The organism is Haladaptatus caseinilyticus (assembly GCF_026248685.1).
Lineage (GTDB): Archaea > Halobacteriota > Halobacteria > Halobacteriales > Haladaptataceae > Haladaptatus > Haladaptatus caseinilyticus.
Map to the genome: position 1 here is coordinate 417941 of NZ_CP111040.1, position 16863 is coordinate 434803.

A 16863-nucleotide genomic window follows, 5' to 3' on the forward strand; every position below is an offset into this window, starting at 1 on the left:
AATATGAGCAAGCGGACGTGAAATTTCGCTACTCGACAGCGGCCGACGAATCGAGCGTGCGAACCCACTGCTCGATTTTTTCTCGGGCGGGTGGTGCCGAGAGGTAACTGACCGGGACGAAGCACAGGATGCCGGTGATCAGACCAAATATAATGGGTAAATCCGAGGAGAAGCCGTAAACATAGATCGTCCCGACGACCACGATCGCGCTCACACAGATCGAAGAGAGTGCACCCTGCCACGTCGCTCGCTTCCAGAAAAACGCGCCGAAGATCGGGACGAAGATACAACCGGTGAGCAGATCATACGCGAGGGTAAGAGCGAGGATGACATTCCCGATTTCGATCGCTGCATACGTCATGAACGCGCCCAAGATGACGATAACCAGTCGGGAGACGTTCGAATACGTCTCGTCCGATGCATCGGAATCGATGAATCGCTTGTAAACGTCTCGGGTGAACAAAGTGCTCGATGCGAGAAGTGCGGAGTCTGCTGTGGACATCATCGCCGAAACGAATCCGGCGAGGATGATTCCCGAGAATCCAACCGGAACTATTTCGAGGATAAGTTGTGGGAGGGCAAGCTCCGAATCGGGTAACGACGGGAGAAGAACCAGCGCGATCATCCCGAGAATCGCGGTGACAATACCGTAAACGATCGCATACACCCCCGCTGCAATACTCCCCTTTCGAGCCGTATCTGCGTTTTCCGCCGTGAACACACGCTGCCAGATATCTTGGCCGATCATGATGCCGAGGACGTACAGTAGAAAATAACTAGCGATAGCGTCCAAGCCGATCGACGTAACATCGAAGTACGAGGGGTCGAGTTCTGCCATGAGCCCTGAGACGCCACCAACCGAGTTGAGACCGAGCGGAAGGGCGATACAGAAGATGCCGACAGTCATGATACACCATTGCACGAAATCGGTCATCGTCACCGTGAGCATTCCACCGAGTGAGGTGTAGACGACGATGATGATACCTGCGAGCAGAATCATCGTGCCCTGGTCAACGTCGAAGAGAACGCTCAGAACTTTTCCAACGGCGATCGTCTGTGTGATCGCGATGGTGAGTGCGTAAACGCCAGCGATTACGGCACCGATCGTCCCGGAATACTTGTCGAACCGTCGTTCAAGCACCTCTCCGAGCGAGTACGCTTTCAGGTTAGCGAGGTTCGTTGAAACGAGAAATCCGAGGGCAATCGTTCCGATACCAAGTGAGATAACCAACCAAGCACCCGAAATACCGTGTTTGTACCCCAGGCCACCGCCACCGACAGTGGACGCACCACCGAGAATGACGGCGGACATAACCGGGACATACATCCAAAGTGGGATGTTTCGACCGGCTACGAGATAATCGTCGAGCGATTCGGATTTCTGATATCCCCAGTAGCCGATGCCAATCATCCCCAGCATGTAGAGAACGAGTAATCCAGTGTCAATGAGTGACACAACCATGGCATGATGTTGCCACCCCCGATACAAATAGGTTGCTATAACCACCCCTTCCTGTTAGCTCAATGCGTACGTTTATCGGTCAGTAATTCGCTGTGTGAGTATGTCCGACCGTCTCGATAATCGAGAGTACGACCTGCTCCGACTGATCGAAGTGCATGGTCCCATCGGAAGTATCCGTCTCGTGGAGCAACTCCAACGACGGGGCTACTCGATCAAGGGACGAACCGTCCGACTCCTCCTCTCTGAATTGGACGCGGATGGGTACACCGAAAAGATACCGGGGAAAGGTCGCTGTCTGACGAAGAAAGGCCGATCGGAATTACGATTCGGGCACGTCGGTGGTCGACTCGAACAGGTCCGAGAGCGGATTGCGGTCCTGACTGGCCAAGTCACGTACAATCCGTTCGAGGATAGCGGTGAAATCGTCAGCTCCGCCATCGATATTCCCTCTTCGATGGTCGAAAACGCGCTAAACACATTGAACGCGTTAGCAGACCTACCGGTCGCCCCCATCCCGGTAGCGATCGAAAATCCACCATCCAGCGCCCAGAGCGATGATATCACTCGGCTTTTCTTCCCATCGAGTATCACTCTCGATGGGGTATTACTTTCACAGGGAATCACCACCCAGTTACAGGTCGCGGGAATCGTGGAATACCATCCGAACCCGGATTCAGCGCCCGAGCAGTTCGCACATGAAGGGACACTCTCGACCGAACACGGAGGTGCCATTCTCCGTTACACCGATGCTATCAGTGGGGAGGGATCGACAGTGGATGTCGCGGATTTACTCATTGAGGCCGGGAGATCGTCTATCCGTCCGCTCCTCGATGGGGATGACGCTGGTTTAGTGGTTGTAGATAACCGTGAACTACCCCTGATACGGTATGAGGAGGCGCTCGACATCGCTGCTGCGGTCCGGGCTCAACTTGGAGGTGTTATCGATTTCCGAAAGCCCCGGGAAGAAGGGCCGTTTCCGCGCGGACAGCCCGGATGGGATTTCGCCTCCGTAACGTTTGGAGCGGTCGGCGAGCTCGCCATTTCCCTCCTTGCCGAAGAGGGGTATAGTGATTTCTGGATATCGCTCCATGGATTGAAAAGGCGGTCCGCCTTCGAACCAGTTGCATCTGCCCTTGCTGCCGAAAACTACTGACGCTACTCGGCGAACAAACGTTCGAGGAGTGTGACGGCGAGATATGCTCCGAGTGTCTGGGTTGATTCCGTCGGGTCATACTTCGGTGAAACCTCCATTAAGTCGGCCGCGCCGATATCGTCGTGGGTTCCCAGAATTTCCATTATCTGCAACGCTTGGTGCGCGCTCAATCCGTCCGGTTCTGGAGTTCCAGTCCCTGGTGCAACGCCCGGATCAACACCGTCGATATCAAACGTCACGTAGACGGCATCCGTATCCGTTGCTGCGGCTTCGACGGCGTCCACGACCACATCGGCGATACCGCGGTCGTGAACGTCGCGCATCGTGTAGAGATTAAGTCCCGACTCATCGGCGAATTCGAAAAATCCTGGGCTCTCGTATCCTCGAATACCGATCTGGCTGATTTTGTCAAAATCGCTGTACTGTGACTCGGCGATGAGTCGTGTGCTCGATCCGTGGTAGTGTTTTCCGAACGTCGCACTCTCGACGGATGTATCAGTGTGAGCATCGATCTGAACCAATCCGACGGAGTCCGCGTCCGCTCCTTCGGCAAAGCCACAAAACGCCGGATACGTACAGTAGTGATCCCCGCCCAGCGTGAGCGGGAATGCTTGCTCGGCGACCGTTCCGACGTGTGACCGAATACTTTCTGCGGTTCGTTCGCGGTTCATCGGGAACAACGGGACATCGCCACAGTCGGCGACACGAAAATCGGAAAAGTCGACCTGAGCACCCGTATTCATGTTCGTCAGCCCGCCTTTGTAGTTCGACAGATAGGCCCACCAGGCACTCGCACGCCGTATCGCTTCAGGACCATACCGAGCCCCCGGGCGATTCGTGAGTGCACCGTCGTACGGCACACCGAGAACACCGACGTCGAAATCTTCGAGGTCATCGACGTCACGTTGGTCACCTTTGAGAAACGCATTCGCGCCAGCATACGCCATCTCGACGTTTGCACCCTCGTGCAATGCACGAAACTCCGAAGCCGACATCCGTTCGGAGTCGTTCATTGGCGGTTACCTGCTTTGGTCTCAATGGTTCGATTCGTGAATTCGAATATCAGATGCATGCGTGGCAATGTGTTGCCATCCATTTATTATACAAATTTTGGTAAGAAATGTGATATGTTGAGTGCGGACATCTCATGCCAATACCGACAGTCAAGAACCATGGAGCGCGAGTTGACACCGTTAGACGATGCCATCGCTGGTACGGATGTGTTTGCCAATGCGACGCTGTGACGCCCCGACTGAAACGAGGTTACAAAACGGATCGTATTCTCGAGGAGATTTCCATCAGAAGCGACTGGCTGTCGAAGACTGATACGGTTAGGGATTGAAAAGCAAAAGCTGACGCTGTTGGTTGCCGTTTTAGCGGGGATAGGGGGCCGAGCCATAACCTTCTAGTCACCAGTCTCGGCCAATTTAGTATCATTCTATACCCAACTAAATTCTTTGGTTTCATATTAAGGTAGTTATTAAACTGAAGGACTGTCTATCAATCGAACCGCGTGCGGAACTGGTCTTTCTATCGGTTACTCCCGACGGGACATTATCGACAGCCACTGAATTTCGTTCGCTCCGCTCGTGGCTGTGTCCAAGAGTGAGGGCCGAGGACAATCACCGGCTTTTTGCAGTCGACCACGACAACTATACCCATGCGAATCGCACGACTTCTCACTTCGAACGGCCCCGTTGCCGGTAGCTACAAGGATGGAACTCTATACGCCGACGACGGCGTCTACGAGGTCGGTGTCGATGGACGCCTGCTCCCACCCTGCGAACCAAGTGCCCTCTACTGCGTCGGGCGCAACTACGCGACGACGCTCGAACAAATGGAGTACGAGCAGCCGGAGGAACCGGATTTCTTCATCAAACCGACAGCGAGCCTCATCGCGCACGACCAGCCGATTCCATACCCCACGTGGACTGATGAACTCACCTATGCAGGGGAACTGGTTGCCGTTATCGACGAACGGTGCCGAAATCTCACACCCGATGAAGCGCCGGACGTGGTTCGCGGGTACACTATTATGAATGATGTGGACGCCCTCGACCAAGTTGGCCGTACCGCACGGAAAGCCTTCGACGGTTCCGCCCCGCTCGGCCCATGGATCGAGACGGACGTTGAACCCACCAATTTAACCATGGAAACGTACGTTGGCGGAGAGAAGCGACAAGAATCGAACACCGAGCTGATGCTGTTCAACCCATACGAAGTAATCTCTCATCTTTCCAAACGGTTCACCCTTCGACCGGGCGACTGTATCGCGTTCGGCAGCCCGAAAAATCCAGGACTCGTCGAGTCGGGTGAGACAGTCGAAATCACATACGATGGCGTCGGAACGTTGATAAATACGGTCAGCGACGCGTCGTTTCCATAAGGGCTCGTCGTATCTCGTTCGCGCTGAAAACAGTGGCGTCTTGCTTGTTTGCCGGTGATGCCATCGGTCCTTTTAATTTCGCAACAGGGTCGAAGCTGGCAATCATGGAAGTAACACGGGACTGCCGCTCGCATGGCGCTTTTCCACGCCGGAGGCTGGGAGGACTCTTTTTCGGTCACTCCACGGACAGGGAGATTTGATCCACATCGACGCGGACAAATCGATGTACACCGAACGCTCGCCAGATCCAGAACACGATCCAAGAGGGTTCATACCCAATCACCCTCTAGTACCAGTCGAGTTTCGCAATGAGCGAAAAATGGTGTACCTAAAATGGGAGCAGCGGATTCGGCTCGGATCAAGGCTGGACGATACGTCACTCGTCTAATGGCGTTATCGGTCTTCGAACACGGTTGCTATCGATTCGTCGAGGGTAGTTACTGCCTGTTCGAGTTCAGCTTCGTTCGCGATGAGCGGTGGCGAGATGATGATCTGGAATCCCGGACGGCCACCGCCGAACAACACGCCTCGATCCCGTGATTCGCGAATCACGTCCGAAACTGGATTCTCACCGTCATCCACGCGCGGATCGTGGAAGGCCTCACCCGTCGATGGGTCCGCGAATTCGACTCCCCAGAGGAAGCCTCGGCCACGAACGTCGGTCACGACTTCGTGATTCGTCGCCAACTCCTGTAGCCCCGATCGAAGAGTCGCTTCCAGTTCGGAAACGTTCTCGATGACACCGTCAGAATATTCGTCGATCGCGGCGGACCCTGCCGCACAGCCAACGGGATGTCCACCGAAGGTTTGTCCGATGTCGAATCCGTTCGACCTGACAAACGAGGCTAATTCGGGAGTGACGATAACCCCGGCCAATGGGGCGTATGCGCTCGTGACCCCCTTTGCAAACGTGATCATGTCGGGGTCCACGTCTTCGGTCTGAATGCCGAACCAATCCCCACATCGACCGAAGCCGGTAATGACTTCATCAGCGATGAGCAGAATATCGTATTCGTCGCAGAGATCCCTGACGCGGTCGAAATATCCCGGTGGGGCGGGGAACGCACCGCTCGTTCCGGCGACCGGCTCCATCAGTATCGCCGCGATAGAATCCGGATCTTCATTTCGAATCACGAATTCGAGGTGGTCGGCCGCTTTTCGGGCTAGTTCTTCCGGGTCATCAGTATCGAACGCTTTCGGAATTGGTGGGAGGAACTTCGCCGCCCCCGAAGTCGCCGCATGACGTTCGATCGTTGCTCGTGTCTCGGGGTCTCCAGTTAGGGCACCTGCTCCGTACGTACCACCGTGATAGGAACGCCATCGGGTGAGAACCGTCGGGGCATCTTGATGTTCACGAGCGAGCTGAACGGCAATCTCGTTGGCCTCGCTTCCGGAAATGGAAAAGAAGGTATGCGAGAGGTTGGATGGCGCGATTTGAGCGAGTTGGTTCGCGAGCGTATCCCGGGACGGGGTACGTTTTGCGGACGAAACGTACGGGATGTTGCGCGCTTGTTCGTCCATCGCCTCGATCACCGCTTCGTTGCTGTGACCGAGATTCGTGCAGTACAGCTGTGAACAGAAGTCGAGATATTCGTTTCCATCGGTATCCCAAACCGAGATACCGTCACCTTCAGCTATATTTACAGGGTTCGTATCCGGATTGTACCAGTGGTGGATCGATGCGTCCGCCTCTCCGACGGGGTGTTGTCGGGACATATGCTATGATTTTTCTCCAATATTATAAACGCTCGTTTGAACAATATCCAAAATTGTCGGTGAAACTAGTTTCTAGTACCTGTAAAACATGTGTCTGATATACCGCTCCATTCATCTGATCGGGCGGAATTGATCCGGGTGTGAACGAACTCAAAAGATTCTCAGCTCTCAGCTTTTCGTTTCCTGATTCAAATCCGTCCGTGTAATAGTCGGGATTGTAAATAGTTTGGGATTATTTCGAATTTATCGTTTGTTCGCCGCATTCCACACATATATACACCCCTTCCAACTACAGTACACCGAATTAACCGTGATACCATATGTCATCAAGTTCTGACACGAGTCGCTGGGGCCCAATTCAAACGAACGGTCGATGGAAAATCCACGCGAAAACACATTTGACTGTCCTTGCAATCGTGGTTATTGCGGAATCGATCGGGACGATTTCGTTTCCACTCGGACCCGGAAAGCTCGTCCTTCTGCCGATGCTGTTTGCAGTTGGCTTCGGTCTCCTCGTCAGCTACAGCGTTCTTGGAAAGCACATACCCCCGCTGCAGCAGTTCGTCTCGAAAGACGTTAGCCGCCTGAGTTCGCCGCTGCTCATCATCTCCCTGATGCCACTTGGCGTCAAATACGGAACACTGGTCGGCCCATCGTTTCAGCAACTCATCGATGCTGGGTTCGCGTTCGTCTTCCAGGAGTTAGGGAACCTGGGGACGATTTTTCTCGCACTTCCACTTGCGCTCCTCTTGGGATTGAAGCGGGAAGCGATTGGAAGTGCCGTCAGTATCGCACGAGAGCCCACACTTGGCGTTATCACCGATAAGTACGGAATCGAATCACCGGAGGGACGCGGGGTCCTTGGAACGTACCTCACTGGAACAGTTTTAGGGACCGTCTTTTTCGGACTCCTCGGAGGATATGCAACAGTCACTGGACTTCACCCGCTCGCACTTTCGATGGCGTGTGGGATGGGGAGTGCAAGTATGATGACGGCCTGCTCGGCATCACTCGCAAAAGCAGTCCCGGCAAGCGTTGCCACTGACGAGAAAATCCTCTCGTTCGCAGCAACGAGTAACCTTCTCACGGGCATTACCGGCCTCTATATCGTTCTGTTTGTCGGCCTGCCACTCATCAACAAACTCTATGCGTATCTTGCACCCCTTCTCGGGAGGGAGCAATGACGACGCTCTCCGAGCGTGAGTTCGGATTCGATTCGCTCAAGATGCTGCTCGTCGTCGGAATCCTCACTCTCGTCGGCAACACCATCGGATATGGGATTTCACCGATGGCAGCTGCCCCTGGTATGCTACTCATCGTTGCAATCGGTCTCGTGTCGCTCTTCCTCGGGCGACATCTTTCACTCGAACTGCCGTCGTTTGCATACGCGATGGTAATCGCGTTCTTGCTCTCGCTCCCCTATTCACCAGTGCAAGAAACAGTACTTTCGTTGACCGAACCCGTATCGTTTCTCGCGACAACGACGCCAATTCTCGCATATGCTGGCCTATCGATCGCTCTGCAAGTAACACGAATGAAAGAAGTGAGTTGGAAACTCGTAATCGTCGCTGTCGTCGTCTTCTTTGGAACGTTCTTCGGATCGGCAATCATCTCCCAGATCATGCTCTCCGCTCAAGGTGTTATCTAATCTCACCGATTTCCATATCTGACTGCGTATGAACCTTTTGTGTGTTCCGAAGCGAACTTCTGGACGGCATAATCACGATCGCAGGATAAAAAACCAAAATACGAACCAAATCGAATCCCTGGAAATAACGGTTACCGAACGGCACACTCGGGGAACAGAGTTGTATCGAATGGTTATTTTTTCGTATCTGCCGACGCCGGTTCGTCCACGTCAACCGCGACCGGTTGTCGGACGAGGTTTCCCCACTCGGTCCATGATCCATCGTAGTTCGTAACATCCCAACCAAGGAGCTCATGCAGCGCGAACCACGTAATAGAGGAGCGCTCACCGATTCGGCAGTACGATATTATCTCGCTGTCGCCGTTGATATCCCGTTCGGCGTACACCGACTGCAAGTCATCACCTTCCTTGAAGCGCCCCTCGTCGTCGAGGTTTTCTTTCCATGTAATATTTGTCGCACCGGGAATATGTCCAGCCCGACGTGCCGTTTCTTCGCTCCCCTCGGGAGCGATCTTTTCACCACGATACTCCGCTTCAGAGCGAACATCGACCATCGGTATTTCGGGATCATCACCGACCTCGGCCCGGCCCTCGGCCGAAGACTCACCTTCGATAGCGGCGACTTCCTTAACGCGGTCGAGATATGCTCTGAGATCCTCGTTGGGGCCTCCCGATTCGTACTCTCGCGAGGTGAAGTTGGGAACCGCGTCAGTCGTCGGATACTCGTTGTCAAACCAGTATGGACGACCACCATCGAGAAGGCGAACATCTTCGTGTCCGTAGTATTTGAACTGCCAGTACGCGTAGGCAGCCCACTGGTTGGACTCGTCGCCGTAGAGGACGACCGTCGTATCTCTCGTGATTCCTGCATCCTGTACGATCTCCTCGAACTCCGCTCGTTTCAGAATATCGCGCTCGATGGAATCCTGCAGATGAGTTCCCCAGCGAAATCCGACGGCTCCAGGGATGTGCGCTTCCGCATAGGATTTTTCATATTCGATATCAGCTTCGACGAGTCGATAGTCGGGATCGTCCGACTGGAACGCGTCGAGGTGGTCGTGTAGCCAATCCGGTGAAACCAGAACGTCATCATGGCCGCTGTACTGCTCTTCGATCTCGGGGTCGGAGTGGCTGATATCGCTCATGGAATCTACGTTTTCTCCACCGGCGGCCTAACAATTGGGGCTGCATATGTCGGGTGCCCACAACGGTCGATTTTCACTCCAATCCGATGGGCGACGAATCGTTCGTCCGTGTACGCTCGTCGGTAGTTTAGCTTTTACTCCGGTCGGCGTAGGGCTTTATCGATAGCGAATCGAGTGACGACCGCAGTCATTTCTAGCAGGCGGTGTAAATCCTGTGCCGCTTTCGATTCATCCGCCCACGCTGCGTGCTCATTCTCCCTTCGAATACCGAATTTGTCTCCGATGGCAAACATGCCGTCCAAAGATCGCGTTGAACGAAAAAGAGCGTAACTCGACGATACGGACCCGAACGATGACAACGGAGAAAGTGGAACGAAATTCACAATGTCGGTAGATGAATTGTAAGACAATCAATGAAATGCGGACGGACTGGATCGGATACTACAATCAAATTTTGTGCTTACGATACGCATTTTATACTCCCGACCATTGGTGTAGATGCACTCACGCAGCACTCCACAGAGACACGATCTGACGCCATCACGTAAACATCAATCGCATGACCGGCTGCCTGTGAGTCGCATTCCGCGGTCACCATCTTTCGTACAAACTATTTCACTAGACGGCGTCTTCGAAAACCTCAGGAGAACGGAGCCGAGTCGGCTCACGAACAGTACTACTATTCACTGCTCACACGACCATATTTATGTACTAATCTATTTAGGAAATCCAGTCGTGAGTAGTGTATGCGAGCTCAGCACGCCCTCTGTGCGCTTGTTCTTGCAGCTCTCGTCGTATTTGCGGGGTGTACGAGCAGCGGGCCACTCGGAGCGCAAACTGACTCGACAACCGCTACCGCACCGACGAGTCCGTTGGAGGTTCACTTTATCAACGTCGGACAATCGTCCAGTACGCTCGTCGTCTCTCCAACCGGAGAAACGATGCTCATCGATACTGGCGATTGGCGCAACGACGGTGAGTACGTCCTCCAGTATCTCCGTCGGCACGATATCGAACGGATCGATCATCTCGTCACCTCACATTCGGACGCCGATCATATCGGTGGCAATGCAGCGGTAATCGAATACTACGAAACACAGGCGAGTGGCATCGGAGCTGTGTACGATCCCGGTATTGCGTCTAGTTCTGGGACATACCAGCGATACCTGAACGCCGTCGAACGCTACAACGTACCATTGTATCAAATTCAAGCGGGCGACCCCCTTCGATTCGATGGTGCCGCTGTGACGGTTCTCGGGCCACCGAATCCCTTTATTGCAAACAGGGAGAGAAACGAGAACAGTATCATCCTCAAAGTCGTATATGGGAAGACAAGCTTTCTCCTGCCCGGAGATGCGGGTCAACAAGAAGAGCAGTATTTAGTCGACCAGTATGGATCGAGGCTAAATTCAACGGTACTCTTCACCGCTCATCACGGTAGTCGATCAAGCACTAACGACGCGTTTCTCGACTTGGTGACACCACAGATCGCGGTGATTTCGAGCGCCTACGACTCGCAGTACGGCCATCCACACGAAGAGACCCTGACCCGACTCGCCGCTCGTGGTGTTCCGACCTACTGGACTGCTGTTCACGGAAATATCGTGCTTTCCAGCACGGGTGAACGGATAACGGTCAAAACGCAAGCAAAGGCGCCAACCGATCCCCAGTCCCTTCGAACTGCACCGCCTATCGATCCCGGCACAACCGAGGTCATAACGACGCGGACGACCATCGACACCGGAAGCACAGGTGATTCTTCCGACGACACTCCGACCACGACGGCAACGCCAGCAGCGACAACGTCGCGACCAGCTAGCACCATCCAACTCGCTGAAGTACACGCCGACGCTGCCGGCAGTGACGCCGAAAATCTCAACGATGAGTACATCGTCCTCGAAAATACGGGAACAACGCCGCACGACCTCTCCGGATGGAAGATCCGTGATACAGCGAATCACAGCTATACAGTTCCTCGGGGGACCATCCTCGAACCCAGTCAGCGAATTACTCTCCACTCAGGCAGCGATGAGAATACCAACACCGACTACTACTGGAACTCGGAGCAACCGATCTGGAACAACGGTGGCGATACTGTGATTATCGTGGATACCGAGGGGACGACTGTAGTTCGGGAGACCTACGAATGACCGATGAAAGTGCTGAACCCACGCGAACACTCACTGCCGTGCTCGATCGTTTCGAAGATGAGCAGGCAGTCTTACTGCTCGAATCCGACGGAGTGACGGTCGATGAACACGTCATTCATCACGATGACCTCCCCGAATCCGGACGCCATCAAGACGCGATTTTCACTGTCACTCTCGATGAGGAAACGATAGTGGAAATAGTGTACGAGCCGACCGAAACGGAGGAGCGAGCGGAAGCCGCCCAACGACAGTTCGACCGCCTCGCGCGTCGCCCACCGGAAGACGATGAAGCCCCTGAGTAGGGCACCAAAACCGTTCTTCTACTCCGGAGTTTCGATCCGTAAAGTTAAAAAAGAACCCGCAATCCGTTTCTGATCTTTAGACAGACCGGGCGTGTCTTAGCAGTAGATCGATTCCGCGGTTTCGATGAGCGATGCTTTCGAGAGCGGGCCACTCACCGAATAGGAATACTCATCATCCGACCACTGAACGGTTTTCTGCTCGCCAATAGTCGTGTAGGTCCCAGAATTACCAGCGATCGAAACATCCTGGCCACCCGCGATAGTGCGCGATGTAGGTGATTGAGAGACGATCATCGATTCGGACCCGTTCGAGTACATTAGTGAAACCGATGCATTGCCGTTCGAGGTCGTCACCGAGACCTCCTTGAGCGAATAATCACCCGGAATTGACGTTGGCTCTCGAATCGTGAAGTCCACCGACTTCTGCGCCGTTTCGATCGATGAGTACGTCGTGGTCTCCGGTAGACCAACATCGATTACTTTCGCGTCCGCCGGCGGCGTGAAGGTGAATCGATCATCCGGAATCGACGCATTGTACGTCAAGTTCGAGTACGTCATCGTGGTCGTAGCTGTGTCGTTGCCGATGGCGGTCGTCACCTGTGTTTTCACGGGGAACCAGTTGTCTTGGTCGAGCCAAACCGTCTGATTCCTCATCATTTGCTGCAGGGATTCGTTTTTCGGCTGAAGTCTCACTTTGTACGTTTCTTGCCCGGAGACCGTTGCTTCGCCTTGATATTCCGCGGTAAACTCATCGGAAAGCTGCTGGAAAACCTTCGTCAGGTTTTGGATCTGCTCCGCATTTTCGCCCGTGAGACGCAGATGACGGGCCGTGTTTGTCGTTTCGTTGTACATCCAGAAGCTCGAGCCGTTAGAGACCATGACGTCGCCCGCTGCAGGTCCATCAGTATATTCATACCGGACGTGATCCGGTGGCCGTTGCCAGGTCTTCGCTTCCATTGTCTGGGTTTCACCCGGTCGTTCCATCCGAATCGTCATCGTTCCGGTAACGCTATCGACAGTAGTATTGTTTCCGAGAGCGTGTTGTTCGATCGTCGATTCAGCGGGTTTGGTGGCGTCTTGTGCGAGGGCTGAGTCTCCAACGCTTGCGTAACCGCTTACGGAAGCGGCGACGACAAGTGTAAGGATGACCAGCATCAGGGGGGTTGTTTTTCGTGCAACCATGCAACTAAAACCATTCATTAAGATATTATGAAATCTTTTATCCAGAAATGAAAATTGATAATAGGTACCAAGGCTTACGAAAGTACGCCAGGATGTATAATCAAAATTATAAATTTGGCTTGAATCCATCTACTGCTGTACTCGAGTGAGACGGCGATTCTCTCGCTGCGACGGCGGTGCTATTAGGCAGAACTGATTGCGATCTTGGATTCGTACAGAAACGGAGTAATACTGTTTCGAGGACACTATGGCACATGTTCGAACAGGAAAGGAGGATGTGGCGGGGTACGGTTGAAGTGGGTCTAGAGTGATGGCGCCAGACCTACACGGGGAGGTTGATTCAGGGGTGTCAGAGGCGACCGCGCCACATTTGTGTCTTCGTGGACTTCGGTAAATGCTTTGTGGTGGTGTGAGAAATCAATACAATCAGGAAAACGATAGTAGCCGGTATCGTCGATGACCCTCAAAGAGGAACTGGATAACATCGAATTTGTGCGCGATATTTGTCTATCTGAATAGAAGCCAAATTCACCGTTATTCCCTGAATTTGATCTAGTATATGGTCAAAATATAAAACTAGGGATAATATTTAAAACATAGCGAATATTGATTGTACTATGGAACTCTGGACCGATATAGAATCGGAGTATCGTGAGCGAACACCGACAAGCAAAGACGATTACGAGGAAATCTATCGGCACGTACCGGCCGGTGTCGCGAGTACGTACCGTGCGTGGGATCCGTACCCGTTCATTGTCGAGCGAGCAGCGGGTGTGACCCTGCACGATGTAGATGGGAATTCGTACTTGGACTTCGACATGAACAACGGTGCGGGAATGGTCGGCCACGCACACCCCAAAGTAACCGAAGCGATAACCGAGCAACTGCACGATGGGACCCTATTCACTCATCCACACAACTTACTCGCCAAGGCCGCTAAAGAATTGAAAAAACGATGGGAACCAGTCGATCTTGTCCGGTTTACGAACAGCGGTACCGAGAGTACGATGCACGCGATCCGCACTGCACGTGCCTACTCCGGACGCGACAAATTGCTAAAAATCGAAGGCTCGTATCATGGCGTCCACGACTACGTCCTGATCAGTAAATCCACACCCGAAGGAAAACTGGGTCATCCCGAACGTCCTGCTAAGGTGATCGAAAGCGAAGGAGTGCCCAAGAAAACTGCGGAGACGGTCGAAGTCGCACCGTGGAATGACTTGGATGCCGTCGAAGCCATTTTGAAAGATCACGTCAACGAGATCGGGGCACTCATCGTCGAACCGATCGTGATGAACGTTGGAATGACTCAGCCGTACGGTGACTTCCTCCAGGGATTGCGAGACCTCTGTGATGAGCACAATATCGTCTATATCTTCGATGAAGTCAAAACCGGGGTAAAGATTGCTCCAGGTGGGGCGGCTGAGTACTATGGAATCGAGCCGGACCTCGTAACGATGGCTAAAAGTATCGGTGGTAACTTCCCAGTCGGTGCCTTCGGTGGCCGCGAAGAGGTCATGCGTGAGATCGAAAATGGTGCCGCCCACTTCGGGACCTATAACGGAAGTCCACTCGTTTTGTGCGCGATGGTGACCGTCTTGCAGGAGATACTTACCGATGATGCCTACGAACACGTCAACGACCTCGGCGAATCGCTTGCCGAGGGGTACCAAGATATAATGGAGGATACGGGGATCACGGGACACGTCGAGAACGTCAACTCCCAGGGCACCGTTTCCTTCTCCGAAGAGACGATCACCGATTACCGAGACTACGTCGCGAATGTCGACGTCGGATTCCACGAAAACTACTGGTTCGCGATGCTAAATCAGGGTGTTCTCCCGCATCCACACGATGCATCCCAGCAGTGGACGATCAGCGTTCAACACAGTCAAGCGGACATCGACGAGCATCTCGAGGCGTTCAAAGCCGTCGCCCCTCGGTTGGCCAACGAACAGGAGACGTGAATTGCATCCGCCCCTCGTACTATTCGATCGTTTTATTTCTCATTCCGTTCGTACAGTGCTGGCCGAGACAAACAATGGGTGAATATCATGGCTGTGGGGTGCCTTCTGGAAAGGAGGAGACTCGTCCTCAAAAGAGGAGTATCCCCGGATGGCTATAGCGTTTCGACGTACTGCTCTCGTTCCCAATCAGTGACGACATCTCGAAAGGCAGCCAATTCTTGACGCTTCGTCGCAGTGTATGCTCGAACGAAATCCTCTCCGAGAGCCCCGACTAACGTGTCATCGTTTTCGAGTCCCTGGAGTGCGAGTTCGGGTGCGTGTGGGAGTCGTGACCGTCGCCCTGCTGGATCGCCTTCGACCGGAGACGTTGGTTCTAACTGCCGCTTGATGCCATCGATACCTGCGGCCAGTGTCGCAGCGATGAGGAGATATGGATTAGCGTCTGCACTGGCGATGCGGTTTTCGATTCGTGTAACACCTGGTGGAACACGGAGGGCGGTCATGCGGTTATCATAACCCCAGGACGCCGTATACGGAGCGAACGACCCGGATTCATATCGTTTGAAACCGTTGATTGTCGGAGTTCCAATCGCCGCCAATCCGTCAGCATGCTCCAATAGGCCGCCGACAAAGTAACGACCTCGGTCTGAAAGTCTACCGCCGTCAGAGTCGTCGGCAAATGCGTTTTCGCCGTTTTCGAAGGCACCGACGTGGAGATGATATCCGCTTCCAGCCCGATCACCGAAGGGTTTTGCCATGAACGTGGCACGGCTACTATCCTCGCGCGCCGCTCGTTTGACGAGTCGTTTGAAATCGAACGTCGTATCGGCTTGTGAGAGTGCCGTCCCGTAGTCAAAAAGCACTTCCAACTGCCCAGCACCGTGTTCGTGTTGAATGGAGTGTATGTCGATACCGTATTCGGGTGCCCATTCCGTAACGTGCTGGTAAAACGACGACACTTCTTCAGTTGCCCACGTCACACATTCGTGCTTGTGATCGGTCGTAGGTTCATACCGAGTCCCGTCTGTGTTCTCAGCCGTCTCCAGAAGATAAAACTCCAGTTCGCTGCCAACGGTGAATTCGAGATCCATCGAATCGGCTTGTTCGGCGATTACTTGACGAAGTAACCGACGAGGCTCGGCAGCAATCGGTTCACCGTTCAATTTGAATGAACACAGTACTCGTGCCGCATTCGGAAACCATGGGAGGCGTCGGAACGTCTCCGGGTCAGGGTGTATCGTCGCGTCGCCGTAATCGATTTCGGCACCGAGTCCGGAATTGGTGGGAATGTCACTTCGTGGCGTTTGAACGAGCAACAGCGCATTCATCGCAAACCCATCACGCCACGAATCAAGAAAGTAGTCGGCACGCAGCTGTTTCGAGCGGGATATTCCATTTATATCAGCAAACTCGAGGAAGATATGATCAATGCCACCGTCTTGCACCACTGATTCCATCTTCGCCCCTGATGATTGATCGTCTCCGTTGGTGTCCATGTTTAACAAACCAAGAACGACTAGCTATTTGAAGCTTGCCCGGTTTCGAACTAAAACCTATAATCGGAGGATTTTATGAACCCCAGACAGAGAAGTCCGCCAACGTAAGACAGAATACAAGTGTGGCTGATGAACAATCTCAACCGTTCATACAATTCCGAGCATTCGTCATCGTGATACATAAGAGCAGTTTTTGTAGTTTCAGTGGGATCGACTCCGGAGGCCTCCGTGATTCGAAATTCCCACCCACTTTCTC

The 16863-nt window shown here is 53.5% G+C and carries 14 protein-coding genes; 7 read left to right on the plus strand and 7 right to left on the minus strand.

What is annotated here, in order from left to right:
* Positions 1–28: 28 nt before the first annotated feature.
* Positions 29–1462, minus strand: a complete 1434-nt coding sequence (locus OOF89_RS19125) for a sodium:solute symporter (RefSeq protein ID WP_266081064.1) — start codon at positions 1460–1462, stop codon at positions 29–31.
* Positions 1463–1562: 100 nt separating this feature from the next.
* Here OOF89_RS19125 and OOF89_RS19130 point away from each other — a divergent pair, with 100 nt between their 5' ends.
* A complete protein-coding gene (locus OOF89_RS19130) occupies positions 1563–2615 on the plus strand; it encodes an NrpR regulatory domain-containing protein (protein WP_266081066.1) in 1053 nt (350 codons plus the stop codon).
* 2 nt (positions 2616–2617) lie between these two features.
* Here OOF89_RS19130 and OOF89_RS19135 read toward each other — a convergent pair whose 3' ends face one another.
* Positions 2618–3628, minus strand: coding sequence for an agmatinase family protein (locus OOF89_RS19135; protein WP_266081068.1), 1011 nt, complete (start codon positions 3626–3628; stop codon positions 2618–2620).
* Positions 3629–4275: 647 nt separating this feature from the next.
* Between OOF89_RS19135 and OOF89_RS19140 the strand changes: the two genes are divergently transcribed.
* A complete protein-coding gene (locus OOF89_RS19140) occupies positions 4276–5001 on the plus strand; it encodes a fumarylacetoacetate hydrolase family protein (protein WP_266081070.1) in 726 nt (241 codons plus the stop codon).
* 393 nt (positions 5002–5394) lie between these two features.
* Here OOF89_RS19140 and OOF89_RS19145 read toward each other — a convergent pair whose 3' ends face one another.
* The gene (locus OOF89_RS19145; RefSeq protein WP_266081072.1) at positions 5395–6717 is read right to left on the minus strand and encodes an aminotransferase family protein; all 1323 of its coding nucleotides are present in this window, start codon (positions 6715–6717) and stop codon (positions 5395–5397) included.
* 320 nt (positions 6718–7037) lie between these two features.
* On the opposite strand from OOF89_RS19145, the gene OOF89_RS19150 reads away from it, so the two are divergent.
* Together OOF89_RS19150 and OOF89_RS19155 are read left to right on the plus strand one after the other, a co-directional pair.
* Entirely contained in the window at positions 7038–7901 is an 864-nt protein-coding gene (locus OOF89_RS19150; protein WP_266081074.1) for a DUF3100 domain-containing protein, read from the plus strand.
* Positions 7898–8365 (plus strand): hypothetical protein, encoded by a 468-nt coding sequence (locus OOF89_RS19155; protein ID WP_266081076.1) that lies wholly within the window; start codon positions 7898–7900, stop codon positions 8363–8365. The genes OOF89_RS19150 and OOF89_RS19155 overlap by 4 nt, the downstream gene beginning before the upstream one ends.
* 173 nt (positions 8366–8538) lie before the next feature.
* Here the strand turns inward: OOF89_RS19155 and OOF89_RS19160 are convergent, their stop codons facing one another.
* Together OOF89_RS19160 and OOF89_RS19165 are read right to left on the minus strand one after the other, a co-directional pair.
* On the minus strand, positions 8539–9510 hold the full coding sequence (locus OOF89_RS19160; RefSeq protein ID WP_266081078.1) for a sulfurtransferase: 972 nt from the start codon (positions 9508–9510) through the stop codon (positions 8539–8541).
* 134 nt (positions 9511–9644) lie between these two features.
* The gene (locus OOF89_RS19165; RefSeq protein WP_266081080.1) at positions 9645–9803 is read right to left on the minus strand and encodes a hypothetical protein; all 159 of its coding nucleotides are present in this window, start codon (positions 9801–9803) and stop codon (positions 9645–9647) included.
* Positions 9804–10256: 453 nt separating this feature from the next.
* On the opposite strand from OOF89_RS19165, the gene OOF89_RS19170 reads away from it, so the two are divergent.
* Together OOF89_RS19170 and OOF89_RS19175 are read left to right on the plus strand one after the other, a co-directional pair.
* Complete coding sequence (locus OOF89_RS19170) at positions 10257–11660, plus strand: lamin tail domain-containing protein (RefSeq protein ID WP_266081082.1); 1404 nt, start codon at positions 10257–10259, stop codon at positions 11658–11660.
* Positions 11657–11962 (plus strand): DUF3006 domain-containing protein, encoded by a 306-nt coding sequence (locus tag OOF89_RS19175; RefSeq protein WP_266081084.1) that lies wholly within the window; start codon positions 11657–11659, stop codon positions 11960–11962. Before OOF89_RS19170 ends, OOF89_RS19175 begins: the two co-directional genes overlap by 4 nt.
* A 96-nt stretch (positions 11963–12058) precedes the next feature.
* On the opposite strand, the gene OOF89_RS19180 is transcribed toward OOF89_RS19175, so the two are convergent.
* Entirely contained in the window at positions 12059–13144 is a 1086-nt protein-coding gene (locus OOF89_RS19180; protein WP_266081086.1) for an outer membrane lipoprotein-sorting protein, read from the minus strand.
* Positions 13145–13761: 617 nt separating this feature from the next.
* Between OOF89_RS19180 and OOF89_RS19185 the strand changes: the two genes are divergently transcribed.
* Positions 13762–15111 (plus strand): aspartate aminotransferase family protein, encoded by a 1350-nt coding sequence (locus OOF89_RS19185; RefSeq protein ID WP_266081088.1) that lies wholly within the window; start codon positions 13762–13764, stop codon positions 15109–15111.
* Positions 15112–15263: 152 nt separating this feature from the next.
* On the opposite strand, the gene OOF89_RS19190 is transcribed toward OOF89_RS19185, so the two are convergent.
* Positions 15264–16607 carry a glutamine synthetase family protein gene (locus OOF89_RS19190; RefSeq protein ID WP_266081091.1) on the minus strand — a complete coding sequence of 448 codons (1344 nt, stop codon included), beginning with the start codon at positions 16605–16607 and terminating at the stop codon, positions 15264–15266.
* Between the last annotated feature and the right edge of the window lie 256 nt (positions 16608–16863).

What these genes read in the sequence shown, in the direction of transcription:
- OOF89_RS19130 (WP_266081066.1), top strand. Translation starts at nt 1,563, where the DNA reads ATGTCCGACCGTCTCGATAATCGAGAGTACGACCTGCTCCGACTGATC.
- OOF89_RS19140 (WP_266081070.1), top strand. Translation starts at nt 4,276, where the DNA reads ATGCGAATCGCACGACTTCTCACTTCGAACGGCCCCGTTGCCGGTAGC.
- OOF89_RS19125 (WP_266081064.1), bottom strand. Translation starts at nt 1,462, where the DNA reads ATGGTTGTGTCACTCATTGACACTGGATTACTCGTTCTCTACATGCTG.
- OOF89_RS19180 (WP_266081086.1), bottom strand. Translation starts at nt 13,144, where the DNA reads ATGGTTGCACGAAAAACAACCCCCCTGATGCTGGTCATCCTTACACTT.
- OOF89_RS19190 (WP_266081091.1), bottom strand. Translation starts at nt 16,607, where the DNA reads ATGGACACCAACGGAGACGATCAATCATCAGGGGCGAAGATGGAATCA.
- OOF89_RS19135 (WP_266081068.1), bottom strand. Translation starts at nt 3,628, where the DNA reads ATGAACGACTCCGAACGGATGTCGGCTTCGGAGTTTCGTGCATTGCAC.
- OOF89_RS19155 (WP_266081076.1), top strand. Translation starts at nt 7,898, where the DNA reads ATGACGACGCTCTCCGAGCGTGAGTTCGGATTCGATTCGCTCAAGATG.
- OOF89_RS19175 (WP_266081084.1), top strand. Translation starts at nt 11,657, where the DNA reads ATGACCGATGAAAGTGCTGAACCCACGCGAACACTCACTGCCGTGCTC.
- OOF89_RS19185 (WP_266081088.1), top strand. Translation starts at nt 13,762, where the DNA reads ATGGAACTCTGGACCGATATAGAATCGGAGTATCGTGAGCGAACACCG.
- OOF89_RS19150 (WP_266081074.1), top strand. Translation starts at nt 7,038, where the DNA reads ATGTCATCAAGTTCTGACACGAGTCGCTGGGGCCCAATTCAAACGAAC.
- OOF89_RS19170 (WP_266081082.1), top strand. Translation starts at nt 10,257, where the DNA reads ATGCGAGCTCAGCACGCCCTCTGTGCGCTTGTTCTTGCAGCTCTCGTC.
- OOF89_RS19145 (WP_266081072.1), bottom strand. Translation starts at nt 6,717, where the DNA reads ATGTCCCGACAACACCCCGTCGGAGAGGCGGACGCATCGATCCACCAC.
- OOF89_RS19165 (WP_266081080.1), bottom strand. Translation starts at nt 9,803, where the DNA reads ATGTTTGCCATCGGAGACAAATTCGGTATTCGAAGGGAGAATGAGCAC.
- OOF89_RS19160 (WP_266081078.1), bottom strand. Translation starts at nt 9,510, where the DNA reads ATGAGCGATATCAGCCACTCCGACCCCGAGATCGAAGAGCAGTACAGC.